Raw genomic sequence first — 22,423 nt, 5'->3', positions numbered from 1 at the left:
TACCACAGGATATGCAGTTCAAAGATATTATAGGGCACGAAGATATTAAGGCGCATTTGCTTCATACGGCAAAGGAAAACCGCGTTAGCCATGCTCAGCTTTTTTTGGGACCGGAAGGCTCGGGAAGCTTGGCTTTGGCCGTGGCATATGCGCAATACATAAACTGCGAAAACAAGCAAGAAAACGATAGCTGCGGGGTCTGCAGTTCCTGTAATAAATACCAAAAACTCATTCATCCAGATTTGCACTTTTCGTATCCATTTTTTGCAAAGGGCAAAGATGAGGTCGCGGTAACGTATCTTGAAGAATGGCGAAAGGCGTTTTTGGAAAACCCATATATGGGACTGGATTTTTGGCGTCAACAGTTGGATGCTGAAAACAAGCAAGCAAATATCAATATTGCAGAAGCACATCATATTATCAAAAAGTTGAGTCTGAAAGCTTTTGAGGCTGAATATAAGGTGTTGATCATGTGGTTGCCGGAGTTTTTGGATGTGCAGGGCAATGCCTTGCTAAAGCTAATCGAGGAACCACCTGCAAAAACGCTATTTCTGTTAGTTGCGGAAAATCAAGATCGTATATTAAATACCATTATTTCGCGAACGCAGCTGGTCAAGGTTTTTAAGTTGGAACATGAAAAGGTGAAACAATATCTGATCAGTCACTTTGCTGTCGAAGCTCAACGCGCCAATGAGATTGCCTTCATTGCTGATGGGAACGTACAGGCTGCCATAAATTTACTGGGTGAAGAGGCAAACCCCTATTTCGATTTATTGATACAGTGGTTACGCTTTGTGGTAACAGATTCTGGGCTTCACATCATTCGCTTTTGCGAAGATGACTTTCCGAAGTTGGGACGCGAAAACCAGAAAAATTTCTTACTTTATGCCATTAATATGCTGCGGCAGATTATCCTGATACAACAGGGCCTGCAACAATTAGTGCTTTTACAAGGCCAGGAGTTAGATTTTGTTCGGAAATTCAGTGAAAATTTCAGTGGAGAACAATTGGAAATGGCCATTGATCTGCTGGAAAAAACACACTACAAAGTAGAACGCAATGCAAATCCTAAAATTTTATTTTTAGATTTATCTTTGCAATTGGTTTTAATATTTAAATATCAAACGTTCCCACAAGGGACTCAATATATATAAAAGAAGAAAATATGGGATGTGGCAGTTGCTCATCCGGAGGTGGGTGTGGTAGTACAGCTACTACTGGAAAAACCCCTGCAGGTTGCCAAAATAACGGCTCTTGCATGACTAGCGGATGTAATAAATTAGATGTTTACGATTGGCTATCCGATATGGATTTGCCATCAAATTATAAACCTTTTGATATTGTAGAAGTAAGATTTAAAGGCTCTCGGAAGGACTTTTATATCAATACGGATAATCTTTATTTGGAAATGGGCGAAATGGTCGCTGTCGAGCCTTCAACAGGTGGCTTTGATATTGGCCATGTATCCTTAACAGGCGAACTTGTACGCCTGCAACTAAAAAAGAACAATGTCAAAATAGAAGATATCGTCAAAAAGATATATCGCAAAGCAAGTGAAACAGATGTAGTAAAGTACAATGCGGCAAAGGATCTGGAATGGGAAACCATGCACCGCGCGCGGAATCTGGCGCTTGAGCTGGGCTTATCTATGAAAATATCTGACGTCGATTACCAAGGTGATAAGACGAAGGCGACCTTCTACTATACGGCCGAAGGTCGGGTAGATTTTAGGGAGCTTATCAAACGTATGGCTGAAGCCTTCCGTATACGTATCGAGATGCGACAAATCGGGATGCGACAAGAAGCTAGTCGTTTAGGCGGGATCGGTTCCTGCGGGCGAGAGCTTTGCTGCTCAACTTGGCTTACCGATTTTAAAACGGTATCTACTTCAGCAGCTCGTTACCAAAACCTATCACTTAATACGTTAAAGCTCGCCGGCCAATGCGGAAAATTGAAGTGCTGCCTGAACTACGAGCTTGATAGCTACATGGATGCTCTGCGAGATATCCCGACCAATGTAGAACGTTTAGATACGGAAGTGGGCACTGCTTACCTTCAGAAGACGGATATCTTCAAAAAGATCATGTGGTACTCTTACCCTGGCGCTGAAAACTGGATTCCGGTGGAGGTTAAAAAAGTACGGGAATATGCTGAAATCAACAAAGATGGCCGTAAGTCGCAAGACCTCACGATCAACTTTGTTCCGGATGAGGTACAAAAACCTGTTTCTTACGATTACGAAAACGTAGTGGGCCAGGATTCACTAACACGCTTGGATGATAAAAACAAGCGTAAGAAAAAGAAAAAACCGAAAGGCAGAAGAGAGCCTGGACAAGAAAATAAAGCGCCGGAACAACGGAGAGCAGAGCCGAAAAAAGTGGAAGCAAAGGAAAACAAACCTGTTGCTGCGCCAAATAGGGAGCCGCAAAAAGAAGGTACGGAAAACGCGAATAAGCCAAAAAAACGGTTTAACCGCAATAAAAACAGAAATAGGAACAAGGCATCAGACAATAATAAAGGCGCGGCCGGTAGCGAATCTTAACCGGCTGGGGCAGCTGTCTAAGCAGCTGCTTTTTGCTATTTTACTTCCGGCTCATTTGGTTTAGACATACAGTATGAAAGATCTCTTCACACGACTTCTTTTTTTATCCGTTCTCCTGTTTGGAAATGCCTGCAGCGATTCCGCATTGTTTGAACGCAATGAAAGCATTGCTGATCGCAGCTGGAGCTATAGCGATGTACCAACCTTTGCTATTAAGATTACCGATGCTAAGAGCAAATACGACCTTTGGGTGAATGTGCGCCATACGAATGACTACAGCTACTCCAACCTCTTCATACTATTTAGCCAACAGGGTCCGGGGTTAAAGGATACTGTACAGCGCTACGAGATCAAGCTGGCGGAACAGGATGGCCGCTGGACAGGAAGTAGCGCCGGAAATCTTTACGCGAACCAGCGCTTGGTCAAGAAAGACTTTGTCTTTCCTGACACAGGCATCTATAACTTCGGTATTGAGCAGAACATGCGCGAAAATCCACTCAAGGAGATCGCTGATGTGGGATTAAAAGTGGTGAAAAAACCATGATATCCATGATACGTTGGCTTTTGTTTCCGGTTTCGCTAATTTATGCCAGCATTGTTTGGTTACGAAATCGACTATACGATTTCAATTTGATAAAGAGCACATCGTTTGCTATCCCGGTGGTTGTCATTGGAAATTTGGCCGTGGGCGGTACGGGCAAGAGCCCGATGGTCGAATATGTATTACGTGCGCTTGGCTCTCCTAAAAAGGTCGCTGTTTTAAGCCGCGGATATGGACGCAAAACGAAAGGTTTTCGGGAAGTAAGTGTAGCTGATGATGCGCAACATAGCGGTGATGAACCTCTTCAAATTAAACGCAAATTTCCCGAGATTACCGTGGCCGTTTGTGAAAACAGGGTGAAAGGTATTCAGCGACTTCTTCCAAACAGCGAAGCCGTACTGCTAGATGACGCTTATCAACACCGCGCTTTGAAACCAAGTTTCGCTATCTTGCTCTTCGATTACCAATCACTGTTGAAACCAATACTATCCTTACCCACAGGAAACTTTAGAGATACTTTGCGAGAAAGTGGGCGCGCGCATTGCATCGTCATCACGAAGTGCCCTGAGAAGCTCGATCCGGAAGTAAAATTTGAGCTAACAGCGAAGCTCAGAAAGCACAGCCGGGCTCCATTATTCTTCTCCAAAATAGGTTATCAAGCTATTCGAAATACAGCGAACGAGGTTATCGCTGATGCTGAACTCACGCAAACTACAGCATTATTGGTAACGGGAATAGCTAAACCGGAACCGTTGGCGCAATACCTAAAGCCCAAGCTTAAAAATTTAGAACAGCTTCGGTACAGCGATCATCACCAGTTTACAACGGCTGATTTGGCCAAGATTGGCGAGCAATTTACCAAACTAGCTACTACGGAAAAAATCATCGTTTGTACCGAAAAAGATATGCAACGCCTGCCCACGAACTTTCTTTCCCAGTATCCGGTATATTTCGTTCCTATCGAACAAGAAATAATGTTTGGCGAGGGCGCAGTCTTCAATCAGTTGATCAAAAGGGCTTTTCATGCCCCGGAAGTGTAAAATACTATTAATAGAGGTTAAACTTCCCTAAATAACTCCCTATGTATAAATACATTACATTGTTGTGCACTATCTTTACTAATACACAGGCGGGGGACACGCTAGCTATAGTTAATGGTGAGAAAACATAGAAATAGGTTTAGCTGTTGTCGCAAGCATACCCCAACTAAAAACAGCCTATTAAACGGATAAACAGCAGCACTAACATTTGCATATTTTCAAAAACTCAATTAATAAACATATGAAAAGGCTAACTTGATTAATGGTATCTATCATGCTTGGGATAAGTATGATGGGGCTTGCGCAAGAGCGGCAAGGAAGAGACATGCAGCAATTGGATCCTGCTGACCGAGCTAAAAATACGGTTAGAAGGTTGACAACAGAGCTAGAACTGAATAGCACGCAGCAAGATTCGATCTATAAACAGGTCTTCGCACAGGCGTCGGAAGAAAAGGAATTGTTTAGCAAGAGCCATGGCGATAGGCAAGTCGTTCGCCAAGGCATACAAGCTAACCGCGAGAAATACCGAAAAAAGATACGCGCGTTCCTATCGGACGAGCAGGCGAAAAAGTACGACAAGCTGCAACAACGCCAGTCAGCAGGTAGGGCTGGACGTTCCTAGTCTACACGTAGCGATCATACACGAAAATAAGGCGATTACGACAACTAATCGCCTTATTTTTTTACGTGTTAATTATTAGCCATCTCAGAAACTTGCGCTATCAAATTCGTTAATGAACGTTAAATAGTAACATACTTGATACAATCGGAGTAATAAATGCATACATATTGCTGTTATTATAACAATGAAACGAATATAAATAGTTGAACAATAAAGTTTGAAAACATGAAAAAATTAATTTTAACAGGTATCAGTTTATTATTTGCTGTAACACTAACAGTAGCTCAGGGCAACCCGGAAGAGACGGCCAAACAAGAAGTTGCATTGCTTACCGAAAAATTGACGCTTACAGAAGAGCAACAGGCAGGTGTTTTAAAGATTGTCTGGGAAGGCGCCAAAGCAAAAGAAACGATCAAGGAAGATGCAACATTATCAGCGGAAGTTTTAGCAGAATCACTTCATAAAATACAAGCAACGACAGACGCGCAAGTGGCGGAGAAACTGTCTGATGAGCAAAAATCTTTGTTCGTGAAATGGGTTTCAGAGCGTCCCAAAGAGTCGGCTCCTAAACCTGTACCCGTAGCACCCCAGCCTAATCAGCCTGCCAAATAAACAGTTAGCAAAACAGTATACATGTTTAATAAATCGCTATAAATCAATTTCCATTTTTGGGAATTACGTTGAACAAATGGAAAATGGGAACCTGCATAGGGACCCATTTTTTAATTAGTGTGTATTGACGAATCCACCTATAGCGTATAGGATCGTTTCTTTAATGAATTGAAAAAATTCCTCTCCCATCAAACATTGCGTAAACAAAAAATGCGAAACCTTAGTCGGTTTCGCATCTTTGCATTCCAAAATTACACAAAATTCCACTATGAAGTTTTAAGCTTCTTTTGGATATCTTGCACATACGTTTTAAATTTTTTGTCCGTCTCTATCAAGTCTTCGACTGTTTGACAGGCATAGATCACCGTAGAATGATCACGTCCACCAAAGAAGCTACCAATAGATTTCAGAGACGATTTCGTGTGGTTTTTTGCCAGATACATCGAAATTTGACGAGCTTGTACAATTTCTCTTTTGCGCACTTTTGATTTCACCATCTCCACAGGCACCTCAAAATACTCGCAGACCAACTTTTGGATGTATTCCATGGATATCTCCTTGTGCGTATTCTTCACAAAGTTTTTCAACATGGACTTCGCCAGATTCAAGTCGATTTCTTTCCTGTTTAAGGTAGACTGTGCTAAAAGTGATACCATAGCACCCTCAAGTTCTCGTACACTATTGTCAATTTGTGTAGCAACGTATTCCATCACGTTCTCTGGCAGTTCAATACCATCGGAATACATTTTTTTCTTCAAGATAGCCATCCTTGTTTCCAGATCTGGAATTTGGATATCTGCCGATAGTCCCCATTTAAAGCGGCTCAGCAAGCGCTCCTCTAATCCTGATAGGTCTTTTGGAGCCTTATCGGACGTAAGGATGATCTGCTTTCCTGATTGGTGCAAGTGATTAAAGATATGGAAGAAGATATCTTGGGTTTTCTCTTTCCCTGCGAAATTATGGACATCGTCCATAATAATCACATCCATAGCTTGGTAAAAGTTAACGAAGTCGTTGATTGTGTTATTCTTCAATGAATCCACAAACTGTTGACAGAACTTTTCGCAAGAAACATAAATCACTAGCTTGTCGGGTAGATTTCTTTTGATCTCATTACCGATAGCTTGCGCCAAGTGTGTTTTACCCAGCCCTACATCACCATATACCATCAAAGGGTTGAAAGAGGTGCCTCCGGGCTTATTTGCTACGGCAAATCCCGCAGAGCGCGCCAACCGATTACATTCCCCTTCGATAAAATTATCAAAGGTATAGTGATGGTTCAGTTGTGGGTCAACCTGTAGCTTTTTCAATCCAGGAATAACAAAAGGGTTTTTGATATTCTTGTTTAATGCCACAGGAACAGGAATAGATTGCTTTTTGCCTTCCGCACCATTCCCATTAGATGGGATGTTAGTGGTATACGGGGTATTGGCAGATGATTTATCGACAATAATATTGTACTCTAAACGACCTTGTTCGCCCAAGAACTTTTTGATCGTTTTGCGTAGAATACCGACGTAGTGCTCCTCCAACCATTCGTAGAAAAATACAGACGGCACTTGAATAGTCAAAACGTTTCCATTTAGACCTACCGCTTTCACGGGTTCAAACCAGGTCTTAAAACTTTGCGCAGGAATGTTGTCTTTTATGATTTGAAGACAGCTATTCCAGACACTTGTATACGTTTTTTCCATTCTTAAATTGTTAATAACTTGAAAACCAATATTTGACAAAAAATTTGTTTAAAACTTTCGCTTAAGACGAAGATGACAAAAAAATATGAGCTAAAAAATTAAAAAATCAAAAAAAGGAAAAAACACTGAATATCAATGTGTTAAGTAAGTTTTTAAGGTTATTTAGCTAAAGAAAATTCTTAAGTTTTTATTTTTCAACAGCACTACTTCAACACCATTACAACCTGTCATCTTTTGGCAAAATTGCGTAATAGCGCGAATGAGTGTGGAAAACTATTGACTAATCTCCGTGTTTAAATATACACGTTTTTTATTCAAAAATAAAAGTCTAATCAAAAAGATATATGATCCAGAAATTCTCGTATAATTTTTCCTAAACCACATCTATTCAGCAACCTTCGTACCACAATTCTCTTGGCAAAGTTTTTGATAAACATACTTTATTCGCTTAATTTGGATGGAGCGTTTGGGTTATGTTGATAAAATCTTGCTACAGCTTTTTTAGCACTACAATCTTGCACAAAATGAAGTCAATTTATGCGTAAGGGATTTGGAATTTTCTGGTTACTATTCTTTTTATACTTTATTTTTGCGCACCCGGCAATTATATATTACAATACAGAATTTAGAAATACGAATCTTGATCTTGTCAATCCGAACGCCGCGTTGTTCCATCTAGCGCTAAGTTTCATTTTATGGGCAGCAGTATTCACGATTGCTATTTGGCTCATCCTAAGATACAGCGTTATTGCCAAAAGGAATATCAAAAAGCTTTCAAATACTGGTAAGCGATTACAGGGAGAAATTGTAGAAGTGAAACCGCTTAAATCAGCACATGCTAAATTTAAAACGCAAACTATTGTTTTGAAATTAGCAAACCTTGCCGGAGAAACAATTTGGCACAGCATGAGTTTTACAGATACAAAGCCTGAGGAAAACAGGTACCAAGTTGGCAAGATGTGCTACTTACGTGTGGATCCAAAGTTTAAAACTAGCCCCTATGTTGTTTTGGAAGAAAGTTTGGTGAGCGTAAACTGGTTTCTCATGGTCGTATGGTGTATGTTCCTAGCCGCGGTGTTGTATTATTTTACATTTTCTTATGATCTCGAAAATGGCGGCTATGGTTGGCGTTTTTTATCCACTTGGCATCCCTTGGTCGTAATACCTTCTTGCATTATTTTTTTTCCCGGGATCATCTTTTTAATACTTAGATATGTCGTATTCAAAAAGATGAACATTGGCCCAGAAGCTACCGTATTGAAATTCAAAGGCAAAAGAGCGCTTGCATCTATTGGACAGATTGAGCAAACAGGAACATCTATTAATGATCAGCCTGAGGTGCGCTTCCATGTTCAATTTCATGATGCGCATGGAAACCTTCATACGCCAACCATTAAGAAAATAGTAGCGTTGATAGATTTGGGAACCATTAAAAACGGCAAAGAAAAAATGTTGTTCTATGACCCTGAAAACCCAAAACGCGTGGCGTTCGAGGAAGACTTAATGAATGAACTAAATATTGTATGAGAAAAAATATCCTGTTCATGACGGTTTTCTATGCTATGCTGGTTTTATTCAACGGCTGTGACTCGTTTGTAAAAACGATTGAAGAAACCAAAAGCGGAGCAACCCGAAATGAAAACATAACTTCCGGCGAAAAGTCAAATGCGCTTAACGCGGAATCTCAAAACGGACATAGCGCTCCTATTGATACGCCAAACCATGGCTTTTTGATGGATACATCCGCCTTGCTGCGTGCGGAAAAAGCGTTGCGAAATCGTCCAGAGCTACGTGGCAAGGAGGTTTTCATATACATGTCTATCCATTTTTATGACGACTACCGCATTTATCTAAAAATTCAAAACCCGGACAACCCAGAATATGTAGACAGTTACCATTATGATAAGGGCGGATGGTCTGATCCTAAACCTGTCGTCCTTTCTAAAAGGGATATTGTCTCCAAAAATATAGTCAACATAAACGAGTTACCTTTTCAGAATGCGCATCGTGTATCCCGCATTATACAAGATAAACTTATAGAAATTGAAAGCAAATCAAAAGATTACAACGTTTACGCAATCACATCAAATAACAAAATCAGCTGGTATCCCCGTTCTCTTACAAGTGATCGATCAAGATACACGATAGAATTCAATGCTGACGGCTCGCTGAAATCTTTTGATCAGGACTGATCTTGCCATGTCTAGCTAATACGATTTACCTAATAATATTATAAAGTTTTATTAACGTCTTCATAACATTAGACTGCTAGGTTTGCGGCAACTAATAAGTGAAGAAATGTATTCTAAACCATCCAGATTACTCTGGCTGTTACTTTCACTAAGTGCTGCTTCACTCCCAGCAAGCGCACACATAAATGAAAGCAACGGCTTAATAACAAACATTGAAAAAGATCAACAAAATTTACGCGGTAAAGTGTTAGACTCTCAGGGCAACCCTATTGCTGGGGCCACTGTAACCAACGCGCGCACTAAACAAAGTGTTCAAACGAGTAGCGACGGAACATTCGCCCTTTCGGGCGTTAAGGGTGACATGCTATCGGTGCGGTACATTGGTTTCAATCCAGTGGATCAGCAGGCGACAACCGTAGATAATCTCGTATTTTCTATGGAATCCCAATCCCAAGCGATAGATGAGGTTCTTGTTTCGATCGGTTACCAACGCGTTCGTAAATCAGATGTTACCGGTGCTATTGCCAGCGTTAAGGCCGAGGAGCTGAACCTAAACTCACCTAAACTGTCGCAAGCTCTAGTAGGTAAAATTGCCGGCGTGCAGGTAATGCAAACTAGTGGTGCGCCATACGATGGCACGAAGATTCGTGTACGCGGAATGGGATCTATCAATGCGGGTTCAGATCCGTTGTATGTTATCGACGGATACCCCGCTGGTAATAACCTAAACATCAACCCAAATGATATCGAGACAATTGATGTGCTAAAAGATGCCGCTTCAGCAGCGATTTACGGATCGCGAGCAGCAGGCGGTGTTGTCTTAATTACAACCAAACGTGGAAAAGAGGGAAAAAGTAATATAGATTACGAAGTTTTGGGAGGTTTTGGTCAACTATCAAAAAAAATTGATCTACTCAACTCCGAAGAATTTATCGATCTCTTGATTGATGGCAGGAACAATGCCTACAAAGATTTGGTGGTCAACAGAGGCGGAACTTGGACTGACGCTATGCGAACTGATGATAACGCTACGCGTGTAAGCCGGGTTGGAAACGCAGGGTCGGTATCCATTCCTGAAGAGTATTATGATTTTGCGACAGGTACTGCAAAACGCGCTCAATACGATACAGATTGGCAAGATGCTTTGTACCGGAATGCACCTTTTCAGCGTCATAACCTATCTGCATATGGCGGAAATGATAAAACAAGGTACCTGATAAGCGGTTCATATCAAAATCAAGACGGTATAATGCTGGGCACAGATCAGCAGGTTTTTAACTTCCGTACGAATATTGATTCGAAAGTAAATGATCGCTTGACGGTAGGAGCTAATGTGTCCTTCACGTACAATGATAATAACGAAGTTACCACCGGTCGCTATGACCGCAGCCCGTCTATGGCTGCATTGCTCTATCTGCCTACGCTACCCGTCTATAATGAAGATGGCAGCTACGCGCAGTATCTTATGGCTGATTTGTCTGCAAACAATTTCGGGATTCAAAATCCGGAAAATCCGCTGGCTTATGTAACCATGATCAAAAACAACCGTCGTGGTAAGCGGGGGCTGTACAATGCCTTTGCCGACTTTGAGATTTTGAAAGGATTAAACCTCAAAGTTAACGGAGGTCTATCGACCTATGACGAAAAGTATGATTATTATCGTCCTACCAGCATTTCTAACGGTAATAATCCACCATATTCCGCACAAGCAATAACCGGCGCCTATGCCGATGCCCGCACGCGAAGCGAAATCGACAAATTGGTAGAAACCACGCTTAATTACAATAAAACGTTTAACGAAAAGCATCAGATAAATGCATTATTGGGTTATTCTGCACAGCGGACAGATATTGACCAAATTCATGTCAGGGCGAACGGTTTCCAAAATGATAAAATTGGTGAAATTACAGATAAGGGCGCAGATCCGACCAACTTTACCTTACAAGACGCTTTTAAAAGAGTTACAACATTACAATCGTACTTTAGCCGCGTCATGTACAATTACGATGCTAAATATTTTCTTTCGGCATCCTTCCGTACCGACGGCTCATCCCGTTTCGGATCGGAAACAAAGTGGGGAACTTTTCCCTCCGTATCTGCTGGCTGGACATTGTCTAACGAAGAGTTTTACAATAGCTGGTTAGGAAATGGTTCTTCCGTAAAACTAAGAGCAAGCTGGGGTTTAAGTGGTAACAACAATATCGGGGATTACCGAAACATGACAACAATGAGCTCGCCGGGAGGTGTCATCATCGGAGATAACGTAGCGACAGGCTATTGGCCGAATGATTTCCAAGATACAGGATTAGGGTGGGAATCAACCTCGCAGTACAACGCGGGAATAGACATCGGCCTATTTAACGGGCGCGTGAATATTATGACAAACCTTTACCGAAGCCGCTCCTTCAACCTGCTATTCAATCAACCCGTATCCGCTCTTTCTGGCGCTACATCAATCTTGACAAATCTGCGTGACAGCAAGGTGGAAAATAAGGGATTCGACATACAGTTGGATGCAACATTGATTAGAACCGGAGATTTTCAATTGGGCTTTAGCGGTAATATTAACGTGAACCGAAATAAGGTGCTTGATTTAGGTGGAGCTGCGACCATTATGACAAACGGTGCGGAGCGCTCATACATCACACATATTACACAAGAGGGTAGCCCTATCGGTATGTTCTATGGGTTCCAGGTCTTGGGTGTAGCCACAGAGGAAAACTACAAAACAGTAGCCCCATCAGCAAGCTCTACAAACCCTATGCAACCCGGCGATCTGTACTTTGAAGATGTGGATGGCAATGGCATCGTGAATGATGCAGATAAACGTGTAATTGGCAATCCACATCCGGATTTTACCTACGGTTTTGCGCTTAATGCTTCCTATAAACAATTCGACATCCGGGCTTCATTCAATGGATCACAAGGCAATATGGTCTTGGATGGTTACGATTACTATCTCTACAACATGGAAGGTTCCGGAAACCAATATGCTGATGTAGCACAACGCTATCGCTCTGCTGCTAATCCAGGAAACGGCCAAGTGTACCGTGCCTCGCGTGCCGGTACGCAAAGTAACAGCACACGCCTTTCTTCTTTTTACCTGCAGGATGGTTCATTCTTGCGCATGACAAACGTGATGCTAGGCTATAATGTCCCGCAATCGTTAACAACGAAGTTAAAAATTGCCGGCGTAAGAGTATTTGCAAGTGTTGAAAACCCGTTTACCATCACCAAATACAAAGGCTATAATCCAGAGCCAGACTACAACCAACGCGGAAACTTAACACCCGGCGTAGACTACGGGTTATATCCATTAGTCAGAGGTTATAATCTAGGTTTGAAAGTCACATTTTAAAAATTGTTTGCGTAAGCCCCTATCGGTGAAAATGGCTTGCTCTTAAAAAAACTATAATGAAAAAAAGATATATTTTACCCTTTCTTCTGTTGAGTTTAGCTTCTTGCAAAGAGGATTTCCTAAACCAACTCGATCCAAATGCGGTTGTTGTCGAAAAATTTTTTGAGACTGAAAACGATGTTTTGCTAGCCGTCAATGGTGCCTACCAAGCGTTGCGCTCGGGAAACAATTTAGGCGAAGGTAGCACGCTATTTAGCGAAGAGCGCTCGGATAACACCGGTCGTGACGACAATCAGTCAAATGCCGGCGAACCTTTTCAATTCAATGATTTCTCTATTTTACCAAGTAATTCGTACTTAAAATCACATTGGTCAAATATGTACGACGGTATTGCGCGATGCAATACGATTTTGTCAAGAATCGACCAAGTAACCTTTAGCAACGAAGATGTTAAAAAGCGCTACCTTGCTGAAACGAAGTTTCTACGCGGTCTGCTGTATTTCCATATGGTACGGAAATTTGGGGATCTACCGCTCGCAACGGTAGAGGTAACAAATAAAGAGCAAGCAAGCGAATTGGCCTACAGGCAACCTGAAGCGGCTATCTATGCACAGATTGTTACCGATTTGACGGAGGCGCTCGATAGTAATCTACCAAATACACAATGGGAATATGCTGTCGGAAGAACGTCCAAAGCAGCTATAAATGCTATTTTAGGACAGGTGTACTTAACGATGGGATCCATTGCTGCTGAAAGAAGTGCTGAAAACCTACAACGTGCAGAACAATATCTAACGGCAGCATATGGCATGCGCACGTTCGGCAAGCTCAACGAAATACCTTACGAGCAAGTTTTTGATGTGGATAGCAAGATGACATGTAAAGAGTTGGTCTTTCAAGTACAATATCTGCAAGGCGACCAAAATTACAGTTCATCCATAGCCCGTAATAATCAAGCTCGAGGGGAAACAATTAATTCGAGATACCCATCAACAGGTATTGGTGGTAATGTCAAAATGGATTTGGTAAACGACTACGAAACAAGCGATCGTAGAAAAGATTTCTCTATAAAATTTGCGGAACACCCGCAAGTAAGCGACTGGTTTATCACCAAGTTTCGCGATAACAGCGAGGCTTCTGGTTCACAAGGCTGGGGCGGAAATGATTGGATTTTAATTCGCTATGCTGACGTGATGTTGCTACTCGCGGAGACAAAAATGAAGCTCGGAAAAGAGGCGGAAGCTATTGCTTTGCTCGATGAAGTGCGGGAAAGAGCTGGTTTACCATCCTATGCTGCATCGAAAAACATCCCTGCTTACAATTCGAAATACCCGACATTGAAAGATGCAATTTTGCACGAACGCCGCGTCGAACTTGCTTTCGAAAATCACCGTTGGTTTGACCTAGTCCGCAACTATGATGCGCAAGGATTGGTAAACTATTTTAAAGCAAAAAGTCAATCAGACTACGGGAATGCGCAGCTGTCTAACATCACGACAAAAGATCGCTATTATCCAATTCCATTTGACGAATATCAACTAGATCCAACAAGGATGTACCAAAATCCTGGGTATTAATTCATATGGTAATGGGCAATTTGCTGAAAGCAATGATCCTGATGCTTGTGCTTGGCTATTTACAGCTAGCACGAGCACAGGATTATGCTACTTATAAAACCCCACAAGACTGGGTGATCGCAAAAAATTATTTCGCGACCTATGTGTTGATGCAAGACACATCGATCCTTCCAAATATCATTGCCGCTGATAAGGCACTTCACGATCTGCTAAAAAAGCGAGAACTTCGCTACAAAATGAGCGAGGGCTGTAAGGAATTATCCTGTTTCCTGGCGGCCTTTAAATGGACGTCAGAAGAAATCGAGAGCCTGACAAAAACTGTCGTGAAGCACCTAGAAAACGATAAAGCTTTAGCAACATTATTCCACAATAAACTTTTACCTAGCCATGCTTATGGTATTTCTGCCGGTAAAAAAATAGGGGATTACGCCGCCAAGGCGATTCGTCAGGATTTACATGCCATGAATTATGTCATTGATGTGTATGCAGGAGCAGCTAAACCTAACTACCCAAAAATCGATTCCATCTCGTTTAATATTGCAGATCCTCGTTATCTGTCGCTGTTAAGAGATGTCAGACAGGACGTGCTTACTGACACGAGAGCCCCTGAACAAGTCTGGAACATGACCTTACTAACCGCTGTTCGCTTGCTGGAAATTAACGAACGTTGGGACGCGGCACAGTTGGAGCCCTTAATTTCCCAAGAAAACAAGGCCGCATATGAGGCTATAGCAAAAACAGATTTTGACAGATATCCGTATAGCTTGCTGTTGACCCTGGGTGCTGGTCCGGAAATTTATAATCAACCCATTAGTCCGGGTGGTATGCTCCGCAGTAGAATGGCAGCACGGAGTTACTTTGATGGCCTCGCTCCCTTTATTGTGGTTTCTGGCGGACGCGTGCACCCCTACAAAACGCCATACATTGAGGCTTTGGAGATGAAAAAATATTTGATGGATGTACTTCTCGTTCCGGAAGAAGCAATATTGATTGATCCGCATGCGCGTCATACCACGACCAATCTTCGTAATACAGCTCGCATCATGCTCAATTATGGCTTTCCGAAAGATAAGTTTGCCATAGTAAACAGCAGCATAGCACATATTGACGCTGTAGAGCGGATGGAGCAACGCTGTATACACGAATTGGGCTATGTGCCTTACGTTTTAGGCAAGCGCATTAGTCCGGTAATCATAGAATTTAAGCCAACTCAAGAAGCGCTTACTATTGATCCGGATGAACCATTAGACCCCTAAATAGGATTGACTAAACCGTTTTAATTACCTATTTTAGTCGCAAATCAACTTCTGCATGTTTCAAAACCTCAACCTACTCGTACTCTCTATAGCTCTGTTTATTGGTTCATTCCCCGTAAAAGCCCAACAGCCATTCGCTGATCAAGTAAACGTATTTCTAGGCACCTCTGGGGATCACGGACAATTGTCTCCCGGCGCTTCATCGCCCTTTCACCAAATGGATATTGCACCACAAACGTGGCCGCACCTGCATGCGGGTTACGAGCACGATGCGAAAAGAATTGTTGGCTTCACGCACAACAGGTTTGAAGGTGTTGGGTGCATGGGAAGTGGAGGACTGCTTTTCGTACAGCCTTACTCAGGAGATTCCGTGCATATATGGAATAAAGCGAAGGAGCAGGCCGGGCCCGGCTTCTATGAGGTTAGCATGGAAGGTAACGGGCTTAACGCACGGTTTGCTGTTCACGAGAATATAGGTATTCATCAGTACACCTTTAAAAAAGGCAAGAAGGGAATCAAGCTCGTGTTAAATCATGCTTTCAACGGCGCATTTGTTTCTAATCAGTATAACATACTCCACGATGGAACGCTTTCTGGACAAATCAAAGCGAAAACGACTTGCCACGTAGGAACTTATACCATTTACTACGCCATTGCTTTGCCTAAAGGAGCCTTAAAGCAAGGTGAATATTTTATCGATCTTACTTTACCTGTCGACTCGGAAGATGTGGAACTGAAGGTGGCTTTCTCTGCTGTAGATGAAGCATCGGCTCTGCAAACTTTAAGAAAAAATGCGGCGGAGAATTATCAATCGGTGAAAAAGCGGTCCCAGCAAAATTGGGAAGAGCTGCTTTCTCAAATCGTGGTAAAGGGTGATGCAGATCGACAAAAGTTATTTTACAGCTTATTTTACCGTACGCTACAATCGCCTTATCAAATTTCGGAAAACAACGGCGCATTCCGGGGCACAGATGGTAATGTACACCGAGCAAAAGGCAAGCGCTATCACGGTTGGGCGATATGGGATAATTACAAAACGCAGCTGCCATTATTGGCATTAGCTTTCCCGGATCGCTATCAGGATATCAGCAACTCCATCGCCGACTTGTACAGATATGGCAAATACGATTTCGCAGGTCCGCACGAACCGGCAAATTCTGTACGTACAGAACATGCGGCCATCGTATTGCTGGATGCTAAAAATAAAGGGTTTGACATAGATGTACGTGGCATTACAGATTCTCTGGTAAAAGATACGACACGTTTTGACTTTTCAAAACCTGATAAATATCTTGAAGCGGCTTATGACATGTGGGCCATGGCACAACTCGTTCCGCGTGATAAAAAAAGATTCCTAGAACGCAGCAAAACATACACATCCATTTGGAATAAAGAATTTAGAGATCTCTCTAAAAGAGATATAGATCGTATGTCAGCGCGAAATATGTATCAGGGAACTATCCGGCAATATCGCTGGAATGTCCCATATGACTTGGCAGGACTAACGAAACTGATAGGTGGCAAGGCCGCGCTTAGCAAGCAGCTAGACGATTTTTTTGATAACCACTATTTCAACCGAGCCAATGAGCCCGATATACAATCGCCTACCCTTTATTATGCGAGCGACAAGCCTTGGCGATACCAATCACTCGTGCAAGAGCTAGCGCTGGATACCGTTGTGCAATATTATTTCAATGACAACAGTCGTGGTATTGATCCTTTTATTGATCGTATTTATAAAAACGAACCGAAGGCATTTGTACGCACCATGGATGACGATGCCGGCGCGATGTCTGGCTGGTTTGTGATGACTGCCCTTGGCCTACAGCAACCCTTGGTGGGCGAACCTATTTATTATCTTAATGTGCCCTTATTCCCTTCTATCACGCTGGGAAAAGGGCGTTCCGCATTTACCATAAATGTCATCAATTTCGGGGATAAAAATCGCTACATTCATCGCGTGCGCTTAAATGGCAAAGATATCAACCGCCTATGGCTTCGCCATGAAGAAATTGCAAAGGGCGGACAACTGGAAATAGAAGCCGGCGAGGAGCCATCAAGCTATGGTGCAGACAGTATGTGGATCTCGGATCTCACATCGACCTCTTCAAAGCAAGGGAGATAGTTCTTCAAAAACACCTGATCACCCGCCTTAAAAACAGGGCGAGTGATCGGGATTAAAAAATTAATCAAGCACAAACGTGCCCTTAGTTTTTTGATAAGGGCATTATCACGCTGCAAAAATTTACTTCATTGGCACCACCGAAGCTTTATAGTAAGGGCTTCCAACCGCCCAGCACGGCGGTTTGTGTATAGCATCGCGCTTCCTTTTTACGAAGTTGTTTCGACCAAGGGACACGCTTTGAAAGGTCTTCACCACCTGCTCCCCGACTGGCATACTCCGCATAAAAGGCCGTCTTCTCTTTATCCGGGAAATTCTTATCGCCGGGCCAGGCATGCCAGCCCTCCCCCACAATGTGCTTTCCCATATTACAATCCAAGAAGACCGTCTTGGCGTAAGGGCGCCAAGGCCGACCGAGGAAAACCTTGGTAACCGTGCTATCGTGCGCGACTAGGTTGCACGATTTGAAGACAAAGCCATATGCATCTTCCTTCGTGGTGGATGCTGCCGTGATATATGAATTCGATAAGCTTTCTATGGTGCAATGGAGAAAATAGGCGGTTGCTGCGCCAAAGATATAATCTGTTGTACCGCTGATGTGGCAATTTTCAATCAAGTTTCTGGTGCCCCCTTTAGCGAGATAAAGGCTGTCTTGATTTCCTAAAATCGCACAGTTGCGAATTAAAATACGATCGCCCTCCGTGTGTAAAGCCACAGCCTGTCCAACTTTTCCGGCCGTATTTTCTATCGTTAGGTCCTCCAGTGCGCAGTCGTTTGCCGCAATTAAAACTGTATAGGATGTGTAGGTACTGTATTTTGGATTCCCGGTAACATCGATCCCGCGAAAAGACTTGCCTGAATAATCATCAAAACTAATGATCGTTTTTTCTTTCCCCTCGCCCTTCAACGTGATGTTGCGCTTAAAGGAAGGGATAACAATCTTTTCTCTATAGATTCCTGGTTTGATTAGGATCGTCACCCGTTTCTCCGCATGGTCGCGAACGTGGTTAATAGCTTCTTGTATGGTCTTAAAATCTGCGTCGCCTGTTTGAGAAACCGTCAACTCATACCTGTTGTCCGTCGTTTGTGCATGGCAAAAACTTCCAACGAATAAAAGTAAGCTTAGAAATAGTATTTTATATGTGTCCATCTTTTATTGTATAGGTTCAATTCTAAACCAATCTATTTCGGCATAGCCGCTATCGTTGATGGTATTGTCGCGCAGCGCGTAAAGTCCCAATGTTGCTCCAATCCATTTGCCGGGCTTGGCTTGGAACGTGTCCTTCAACGATATATAGCTTTTGCCATCCAAGCTGTAAGACCAAGTGCATACGCCCCCTTTCGCTACCGATACACGTAAGAAAATATATGCCTTATCAGCCAGCTTGGCAAGCTCTCTTTCCGTTTCCTTTCCACTCGTCAGCCCATCTTTGCATACCCCAAAGTACAAGGCCTGTGATTCTTTTCCTTGTTTGATGTAAAGCTGGCTATAGTCTTCGCCCACCACAGCAAAGCCTGCCCGTTCATTTGGAATTTTAGCATTGCCTACTAGACGCAACTTTGCTGTGGCCATAAATTCCTCTGCAGGAAACTTTTGCGTCAGTACATTGGGAACGTCTAATAAATTTTTTGCCCCTTCAGGTAGTTGCTGTGTATACAGCCGCAAGTGGCCGTTATTGCTGGGCATTAGCCAGGTTCCATCGGGATTAGCCTGCCATTGCCATTGTTTGCCGAGTTGAGGGCTGCTAAATTCGTCTGATTCCGCAGGCGTTTCTATCGGAAATGTTTTGCCGACGTTAGGTTTTCGATGCTGCAAAACTGGCTCACCAATACCTTTGTTTGATTTATCTACACCAATGACCGGCCAATCATTTTGCCATTTCATGGGCTGCAGATGGACTATACGCCCGTAGGCATCTTTATCTTGGAAATGAATAAACCAATCTTCGCCAGTTTGCGTATCTACCCAAGCACCTTGATGCGGGCCATTGATGGGCGAGCTCCCTTGCTCCATCACGACCTTCCGCTCATAAGGTCCATAGATATTTTTAGCCCGAAGTACCAATTGCCAGCCTGTCGACACGCCTCCTGCTGGTGCAAAGAGGTAATAATAACCATTACGTTTATGCACTTTTGGGCCTTCTATAGTCGGGTCCAGTTCGTGACCGTCATATACAATCGTTCCCCTATCTAACACCTCATCACCAGTGTCATTCAATCGAGCTATCGATAAGACACTTTTTAATCCGGCTCTGCTTCCCGCATAGGCGAAAGCTAAGTAGTTTCGCCCATCTTCATCCCAGAATGGACAAGGGTCAATCAATCCTTTTCCTTCAAAAACCAATACCGGTTCTGACCAAGCACCCGCCGGATCTTTAGTCTTCGTCATATAAATGCCGTAGTCAGGATCCGGAAAATAGATATAAAATTCACCTTTGTGAAAACGTATGGATGGCGCCCACACACCGTTGCCATGTTGCACGGTATTAAATACCGCAACCGGTTGCTGCCGTGGCAACACATGAGAAATAATGCGCCAATTAACCAAATCCTTTGAGTGTAGCAATGGAAGTCCTGGCGCATGGTTGAAGCTGGAAGAGATCATGTAGTAGTCGTTGCCCACCCGGATGGCATCCGGATCGGAATAGTCGGCATGCAAAATAGGGTTTTTGTATTGGCCATTGCCAAGATCGGCAACCCAAACGGAAGAAACGGTTTTCTCTTGTGCTATGGTTTCATAGCCAGAAATGAGCAGCGCAGTAATAGATAATAGTACGTACTTATTCATGGGTAGGGGTTTGATTTATAGTGGTATTCACAAGAATACGCAATTTGGCCTGTGAAACAAATAAAGATTTGCGCAATCGTTGCCGGTAACGATTGCGTTTAATTTTATGGATAAATCCAAAAAAATGTAGAAATTCAGCAGCATAAAGAGATGTAAACCATTTTATAAATCACAGAAATGAATCGGCTATTTTTTCTATTGTTAAGCAGTTTTTCAGTATTGCTTTTATGCTGCGCTTTAACGCTGCAAAAAAAGAAACTGACCATTTGGATGATGGGCGACTCGACGATGGCTATCAAAGCAGCAGATAAATTTCCGGAAACGGGTTGGGGCGTGCCCTTCGCTAAACTGTTTAAAGAGCATGTGGCCGTGGTGAATGCTGCTAAAAATGGCCGCAGTACTAAATCATTCATGCGGGAAGGCCTTTGGGATGAGGTGTACCGTGGGGTTGAGCCTGAAGATTATGTGCTGATACAGTTTGGCCACAATGATGAGAAGATCGACAAGCCTAACACAGGCGTCACGATAGACGAATACAAGAAAAACCTATCTTTATTTGTGGAGGCAGTCCGCAAACAATCGGCAACACCTATTTTATTAAGCCCTATTGCCAGACGCGCATTTGTAGATGGAGTATTGCAAGACACCCATAAGAGCTATCCGCAAGCCGTTCAAAAGGTTGCAGATAGTCTACAGGTTTCCTTCATAGATCTAACGAAGCTCAGTACCGATCTTCTTAGACGAGAAGGTGATCTTAAATCAAGTGCACTTTTTTTGCATCTGCCTCAAGGCGCACCCAATTACCCAGATGGGGTGATCGACAATACACATTTGAACGAAAAGGGTGCAGCAGCTATTGCTGCTTTAGTCACGAAGGAGTTACGTAGGCAAAGACATCCGTTAGCGAAAGAATTGAAGAAGTAAAACATACAAAATATAATGAGAAAACTTATTTGTGCAGAACCGGGCACCTTCGTATATACCGAAGAAGAAATTCCAACGCCGGGCGTAGGACAATCGTTGCTACGTGTTCGCAAGATCGGCATCTGTGGAACCGATATTCATGCATTTGCCGGACGGCAGCCATTTTTCAGCTATCCAAGGGTGCTGGGCCATGAAGTGGCTGCTGACTACGTCAAGGGCGATGCGCCAGGCTTCAGCGAAGGAGATAAGGTAACGGTAATACCCTATTTCACGGAGGGCAAGGACATTGCATCCCGTATGGGGAAACCGAACTGTAGCACAGACATGCGCGTGCTCGGTGTGCATATTGATGGTGCAATGGCTGAGTATGTTGTCGTGCCATCGCACGCAATTCGCAAAGAAGAAGGACTTGATTACGATGACTTAGTTTTGGTAGAACCCTTGGCCATCGGCGCACATGGCATTCAACGGGGCGGTATTATCCCCGGTGAATTTGTCTTAGTCATCGGAGCTGGGCCCATCGGTTTAGGAATTATCGCATTAGCCACTATTGCAGGAGCGAAAGTTATTGCACTTGATGTGGATGAAGCTCGCTTGCAGCACGCCAGAGAGCTCGGCGCCAGCCATGTAGTATCTGCTCGTGATGCAGATGTTTTGGCTCAACTGCAAAAACTTACCAATGGAGATATGCCTACCCTATTATTTGATGCAACAGGTAATACCGCGGCAATTAACAATGCTTTCCAATATATGGCGCATGGTGCACGGTATGTACTGGTGGGATTACAAAAAGAGGAAATTCACTTCAGCCATCCGGAGTTTCATAAACGCGAAGGAACATTAATGAGCAGCCGCAACGCGGTGGGAACAGATTTTCAATATGTTATGGAGCGTTTGCGCGATAAATCCTTAAAACCCGAACAGTTTATTACGCGGCGGGTGAAGTTTGCAGAAGCGTCCGCATTATTTTCTGATCCTGCCTCTCCCCTAACTTCTGGCATCAAGACGGTCATCGAGTTTGAATAATTCGCTTTTGGAAGGATTGGGAAAGAAAAATCGCTCCCTTGTCCTTCTGCTTATTTGTTAAGCAACTAAAATAGATGGCCACCTGGCATTCCAAAAGAACGCAAACGTTACCGATAACGTTTGCGTTCT

General features: G+C 43.1%; 17 protein-coding genes. 14 read left to right on the top strand and 3 right to left on the bottom strand.

What is annotated here, in order from left to right:
* Positions 1-11 precede the first annotated feature (11 nt).
* The 6 genes from DI53_RS08365 (at position 12) to DI53_RS08340 (ending at position 5,357) form a co-directional block, all read left to right on the top strand.
* Entirely contained in the window at positions 12-1,154 is a 1,143-nt protein-coding gene (locus DI53_RS08365; RefSeq protein WP_037497585.1) for a DNA polymerase III subunit, read from the top strand.
* 11 nt (positions 1,155-1,165) lie between these two features.
* Entirely contained in the window at positions 1,166-2,542 is a 1,377-nt protein-coding gene (locus tag DI53_RS08360; RefSeq protein ID WP_193790640.1) for a PSP1 domain-containing protein, read from the top strand.
* A gap of 73 nt (positions 2,543-2,615) precedes the next feature.
* On the top strand, positions 2,616-3,086 hold the full coding sequence (locus DI53_RS08355) for a gliding motility lipoprotein GldH (RefSeq protein WP_037497581.1): 471 nt from the start codon (positions 2,616-2,618) through the stop codon (positions 3,084-3,086).
* 5 nt (positions 3,087-3,091) lie between these two features.
* Positions 3,092-4,123 (top strand): tetraacyldisaccharide 4'-kinase, encoded by a 1,032-nt coding sequence (lpxK, locus tag DI53_RS08350; protein ID WP_157836762.1) that lies wholly within the window; start codon positions 3,092-3,094, stop codon positions 4,121-4,123.
* Positions 4,124-4,397: 274 nt separating this feature from the next.
* Entirely contained in the window at positions 4,398-4,745 is a 348-nt protein-coding gene (locus tag DI53_RS08345) for a hypothetical protein (protein ID WP_131555209.1), read from the top strand.
* Between the two features lie 225 nt (positions 4,746-4,970).
* Complete coding sequence (locus DI53_RS08340; protein WP_037497577.1) at positions 4,971-5,357, top strand: hypothetical protein; 387 nt, start codon at positions 4,971-4,973, stop codon at positions 5,355-5,357.
* Between the two features lie 266 nt (positions 5,358-5,623).
* On the opposite strand, the gene dnaA is transcribed toward DI53_RS08340, so the two are convergent.
* Positions 5,624-7,051, bottom strand: coding sequence for a chromosomal replication initiator protein DnaA (dnaA, locus tag DI53_RS08335; protein ID WP_037497575.1), 1,428 nt, complete (start codon positions 7,049-7,051; stop codon positions 5,624-5,626).
* Between the two features lie 537 nt (positions 7,052-7,588).
* Here dnaA and DI53_RS08330 point away from each other — a divergent pair.
* The 6 genes from DI53_RS08330 to DI53_RS08305 all read left to right on the top strand — a co-directional run bounded on the left by DI53_RS08330 (position 7,589) and on the right by DI53_RS08305 (position 17,559).
* Positions 7,589-8,578, top strand: a complete 990-nt coding sequence (locus DI53_RS08330) for a hypothetical protein (protein WP_037497573.1) — start codon at positions 7,589-7,591, stop codon at positions 8,576-8,578.
* Positions 8,575-9,243: a hypothetical protein gene (locus DI53_RS08325; protein ID WP_037497571.1), complete on the top strand. Its 669-nt coding sequence runs from the start codon at positions 8,575-8,577 to the stop codon at positions 9,241-9,243. Before DI53_RS08330 ends, DI53_RS08325 begins: the two co-directional genes overlap by 4 nt.
* Before the next feature lie 106 nt (positions 9,244-9,349).
* Positions 9,350-12,601: a SusC/RagA family TonB-linked outer membrane protein gene (locus DI53_RS08320; protein WP_037497569.1), complete on the top strand. Its 3,252-nt coding sequence runs from the start codon at positions 9,350-9,352 to the stop codon at positions 12,599-12,601.
* A gap of 56 nt (positions 12,602-12,657) precedes the next feature.
* Entirely contained in the window at positions 12,658-14,178 is a 1,521-nt protein-coding gene (locus tag DI53_RS08315; RefSeq protein WP_037497567.1) for a RagB/SusD family nutrient uptake outer membrane protein, read from the top strand.
* Between the two features lie 11 nt (positions 14,179-14,189).
* A complete protein-coding gene (locus tag DI53_RS08310) occupies positions 14,190-15,434 on the top strand; it encodes a YdcF family protein (RefSeq protein ID WP_037497565.1) in 1,245 nt (414 codons plus the stop codon).
* Between the two features lie 55 nt (positions 15,435-15,489).
* Positions 15,490-17,559, top strand: a complete 2,070-nt coding sequence (locus DI53_RS08305) for a glycoside hydrolase domain-containing protein (RefSeq protein WP_037497563.1) — start codon at positions 15,490-15,492, stop codon at positions 17,557-17,559.
* Between the two features lie 145 nt (positions 17,560-17,704).
* On the opposite strand, the gene DI53_RS08300 is transcribed toward DI53_RS08305, so the two are convergent.
* Both DI53_RS08300 and DI53_RS08295 read right to left on the bottom strand, forming a co-directional pair.
* Complete coding sequence (locus DI53_RS08300; protein ID WP_037497561.1) at positions 17,705-18,706, bottom strand: pectinesterase family protein; 1,002 nt, start codon at positions 18,704-18,706, stop codon at positions 17,705-17,707.
* A gap of 3 nt (positions 18,707-18,709) precedes the next feature.
* Positions 18,710-20,344: a glycoside hydrolase family 43 protein gene (locus DI53_RS08295; protein WP_037497559.1), complete on the bottom strand. Its 1,635-nt coding sequence runs from the start codon at positions 20,342-20,344 to the stop codon at positions 18,710-18,712.
* 177 nt (positions 20,345-20,521) lie between these two features.
* On the opposite strand from DI53_RS08295, the gene DI53_RS08290 reads away from it, so the two are divergent.
* Both DI53_RS08290 and DI53_RS08285 read left to right on the top strand, forming a co-directional pair.
* Positions 20,522-21,268 carry a rhamnogalacturonan acetylesterase gene (locus tag DI53_RS08290; protein ID WP_037497557.1) on the top strand — a complete coding sequence of 249 codons (747 nt, stop codon included), beginning with the start codon at positions 20,522-20,524 and terminating at the stop codon, positions 21,266-21,268.
* Positions 21,269-21,283: 15 nt separating this feature from the next.
* A complete protein-coding gene (locus DI53_RS08285) occupies positions 21,284-22,294 on the top strand; it encodes a zinc-binding alcohol dehydrogenase family protein (RefSeq protein ID WP_037497555.1) in 1,011 nt (336 codons plus the stop codon).
* Positions 22,295-22,423 lie beyond the last annotated feature (129 nt).

This window comes from Sphingobacterium deserti, from assembly GCF_000757725.1.
Taxonomy (GTDB): domain Bacteria; phylum Bacteroidota; class Bacteroidia; order Sphingobacteriales; family Sphingobacteriaceae; genus Sphingobacterium; species Sphingobacterium deserti.
This window is presented reverse-complemented; position numbering and strand designations above follow the sequence as displayed.

What these genes read in the sequence shown, in the direction of transcription:
- DI53_RS08365 (WP_037497585.1), top strand. Translation starts at nt 12, where the DNA reads ATGCAGTTCAAAGATATTATAGGGCACGAAGATATTAAGGCGCATTTG.
- DI53_RS08360 (WP_193790640.1), top strand. Translation starts at nt 1,166, where the DNA reads ATGGGATGTGGCAGTTGCTCATCCGGAGGTGGGTGTGGTAGTACAGCT.
- DI53_RS08355 (WP_037497581.1), top strand. Translation starts at nt 2,616, where the DNA reads ATGAAAGATCTCTTCACACGACTTCTTTTTTTATCCGTTCTCCTGTTT.
- lpxK (WP_157836762.1), top strand. Translation starts at nt 3,092, where the DNA reads ATGATACGTTGGCTTTTGTTTCCGGTTTCGCTAATTTATGCCAGCATT.
- DI53_RS08345 (WP_131555209.1), top strand. Translation starts at nt 4,398, where the DNA reads ATGCTTGGGATAAGTATGATGGGGCTTGCGCAAGAGCGGCAAGGAAGA.
- DI53_RS08340 (WP_037497577.1), top strand. Translation starts at nt 4,971, where the DNA reads ATGAAAAAATTAATTTTAACAGGTATCAGTTTATTATTTGCTGTAACA.
- dnaA (WP_037497575.1), bottom strand. Translation starts at nt 7,051, where the DNA reads ATGGAAAAAACGTATACAAGTGTCTGGAATAGCTGTCTTCAAATCATA.
- DI53_RS08330 (WP_037497573.1), top strand. Translation starts at nt 7,589, where the DNA reads ATGCGTAAGGGATTTGGAATTTTCTGGTTACTATTCTTTTTATACTTT.
- DI53_RS08325 (WP_037497571.1), top strand. Translation starts at nt 8,575, where the DNA reads ATGAGAAAAAATATCCTGTTCATGACGGTTTTCTATGCTATGCTGGTT.
- DI53_RS08320 (WP_037497569.1), top strand. Translation starts at nt 9,350, where the DNA reads ATGTATTCTAAACCATCCAGATTACTCTGGCTGTTACTTTCACTAAGT.
- DI53_RS08315 (WP_037497567.1), top strand. Translation starts at nt 12,658, where the DNA reads ATGAAAAAAAGATATATTTTACCCTTTCTTCTGTTGAGTTTAGCTTCT.
- DI53_RS08310 (WP_037497565.1), top strand. Translation starts at nt 14,190, where the DNA reads ATGGGCAATTTGCTGAAAGCAATGATCCTGATGCTTGTGCTTGGCTAT.
- DI53_RS08305 (WP_037497563.1), top strand. Translation starts at nt 15,490, where the DNA reads ATGTTTCAAAACCTCAACCTACTCGTACTCTCTATAGCTCTGTTTATT.
- DI53_RS08300 (WP_037497561.1), bottom strand. Translation starts at nt 18,706, where the DNA reads ATGGACACATATAAAATACTATTTCTAAGCTTACTTTTATTCGTTGGA.
- DI53_RS08295 (WP_037497559.1), bottom strand. Translation starts at nt 20,344, where the DNA reads ATGAATAAGTACGTACTATTATCTATTACTGCGCTGCTCATTTCTGGC.
- DI53_RS08290 (WP_037497557.1), top strand. Translation starts at nt 20,522, where the DNA reads ATGAATCGGCTATTTTTTCTATTGTTAAGCAGTTTTTCAGTATTGCTT.
- DI53_RS08285 (WP_037497555.1), top strand. Translation starts at nt 21,284, where the DNA reads ATGAGAAAACTTATTTGTGCAGAACCGGGCACCTTCGTATATACCGAA.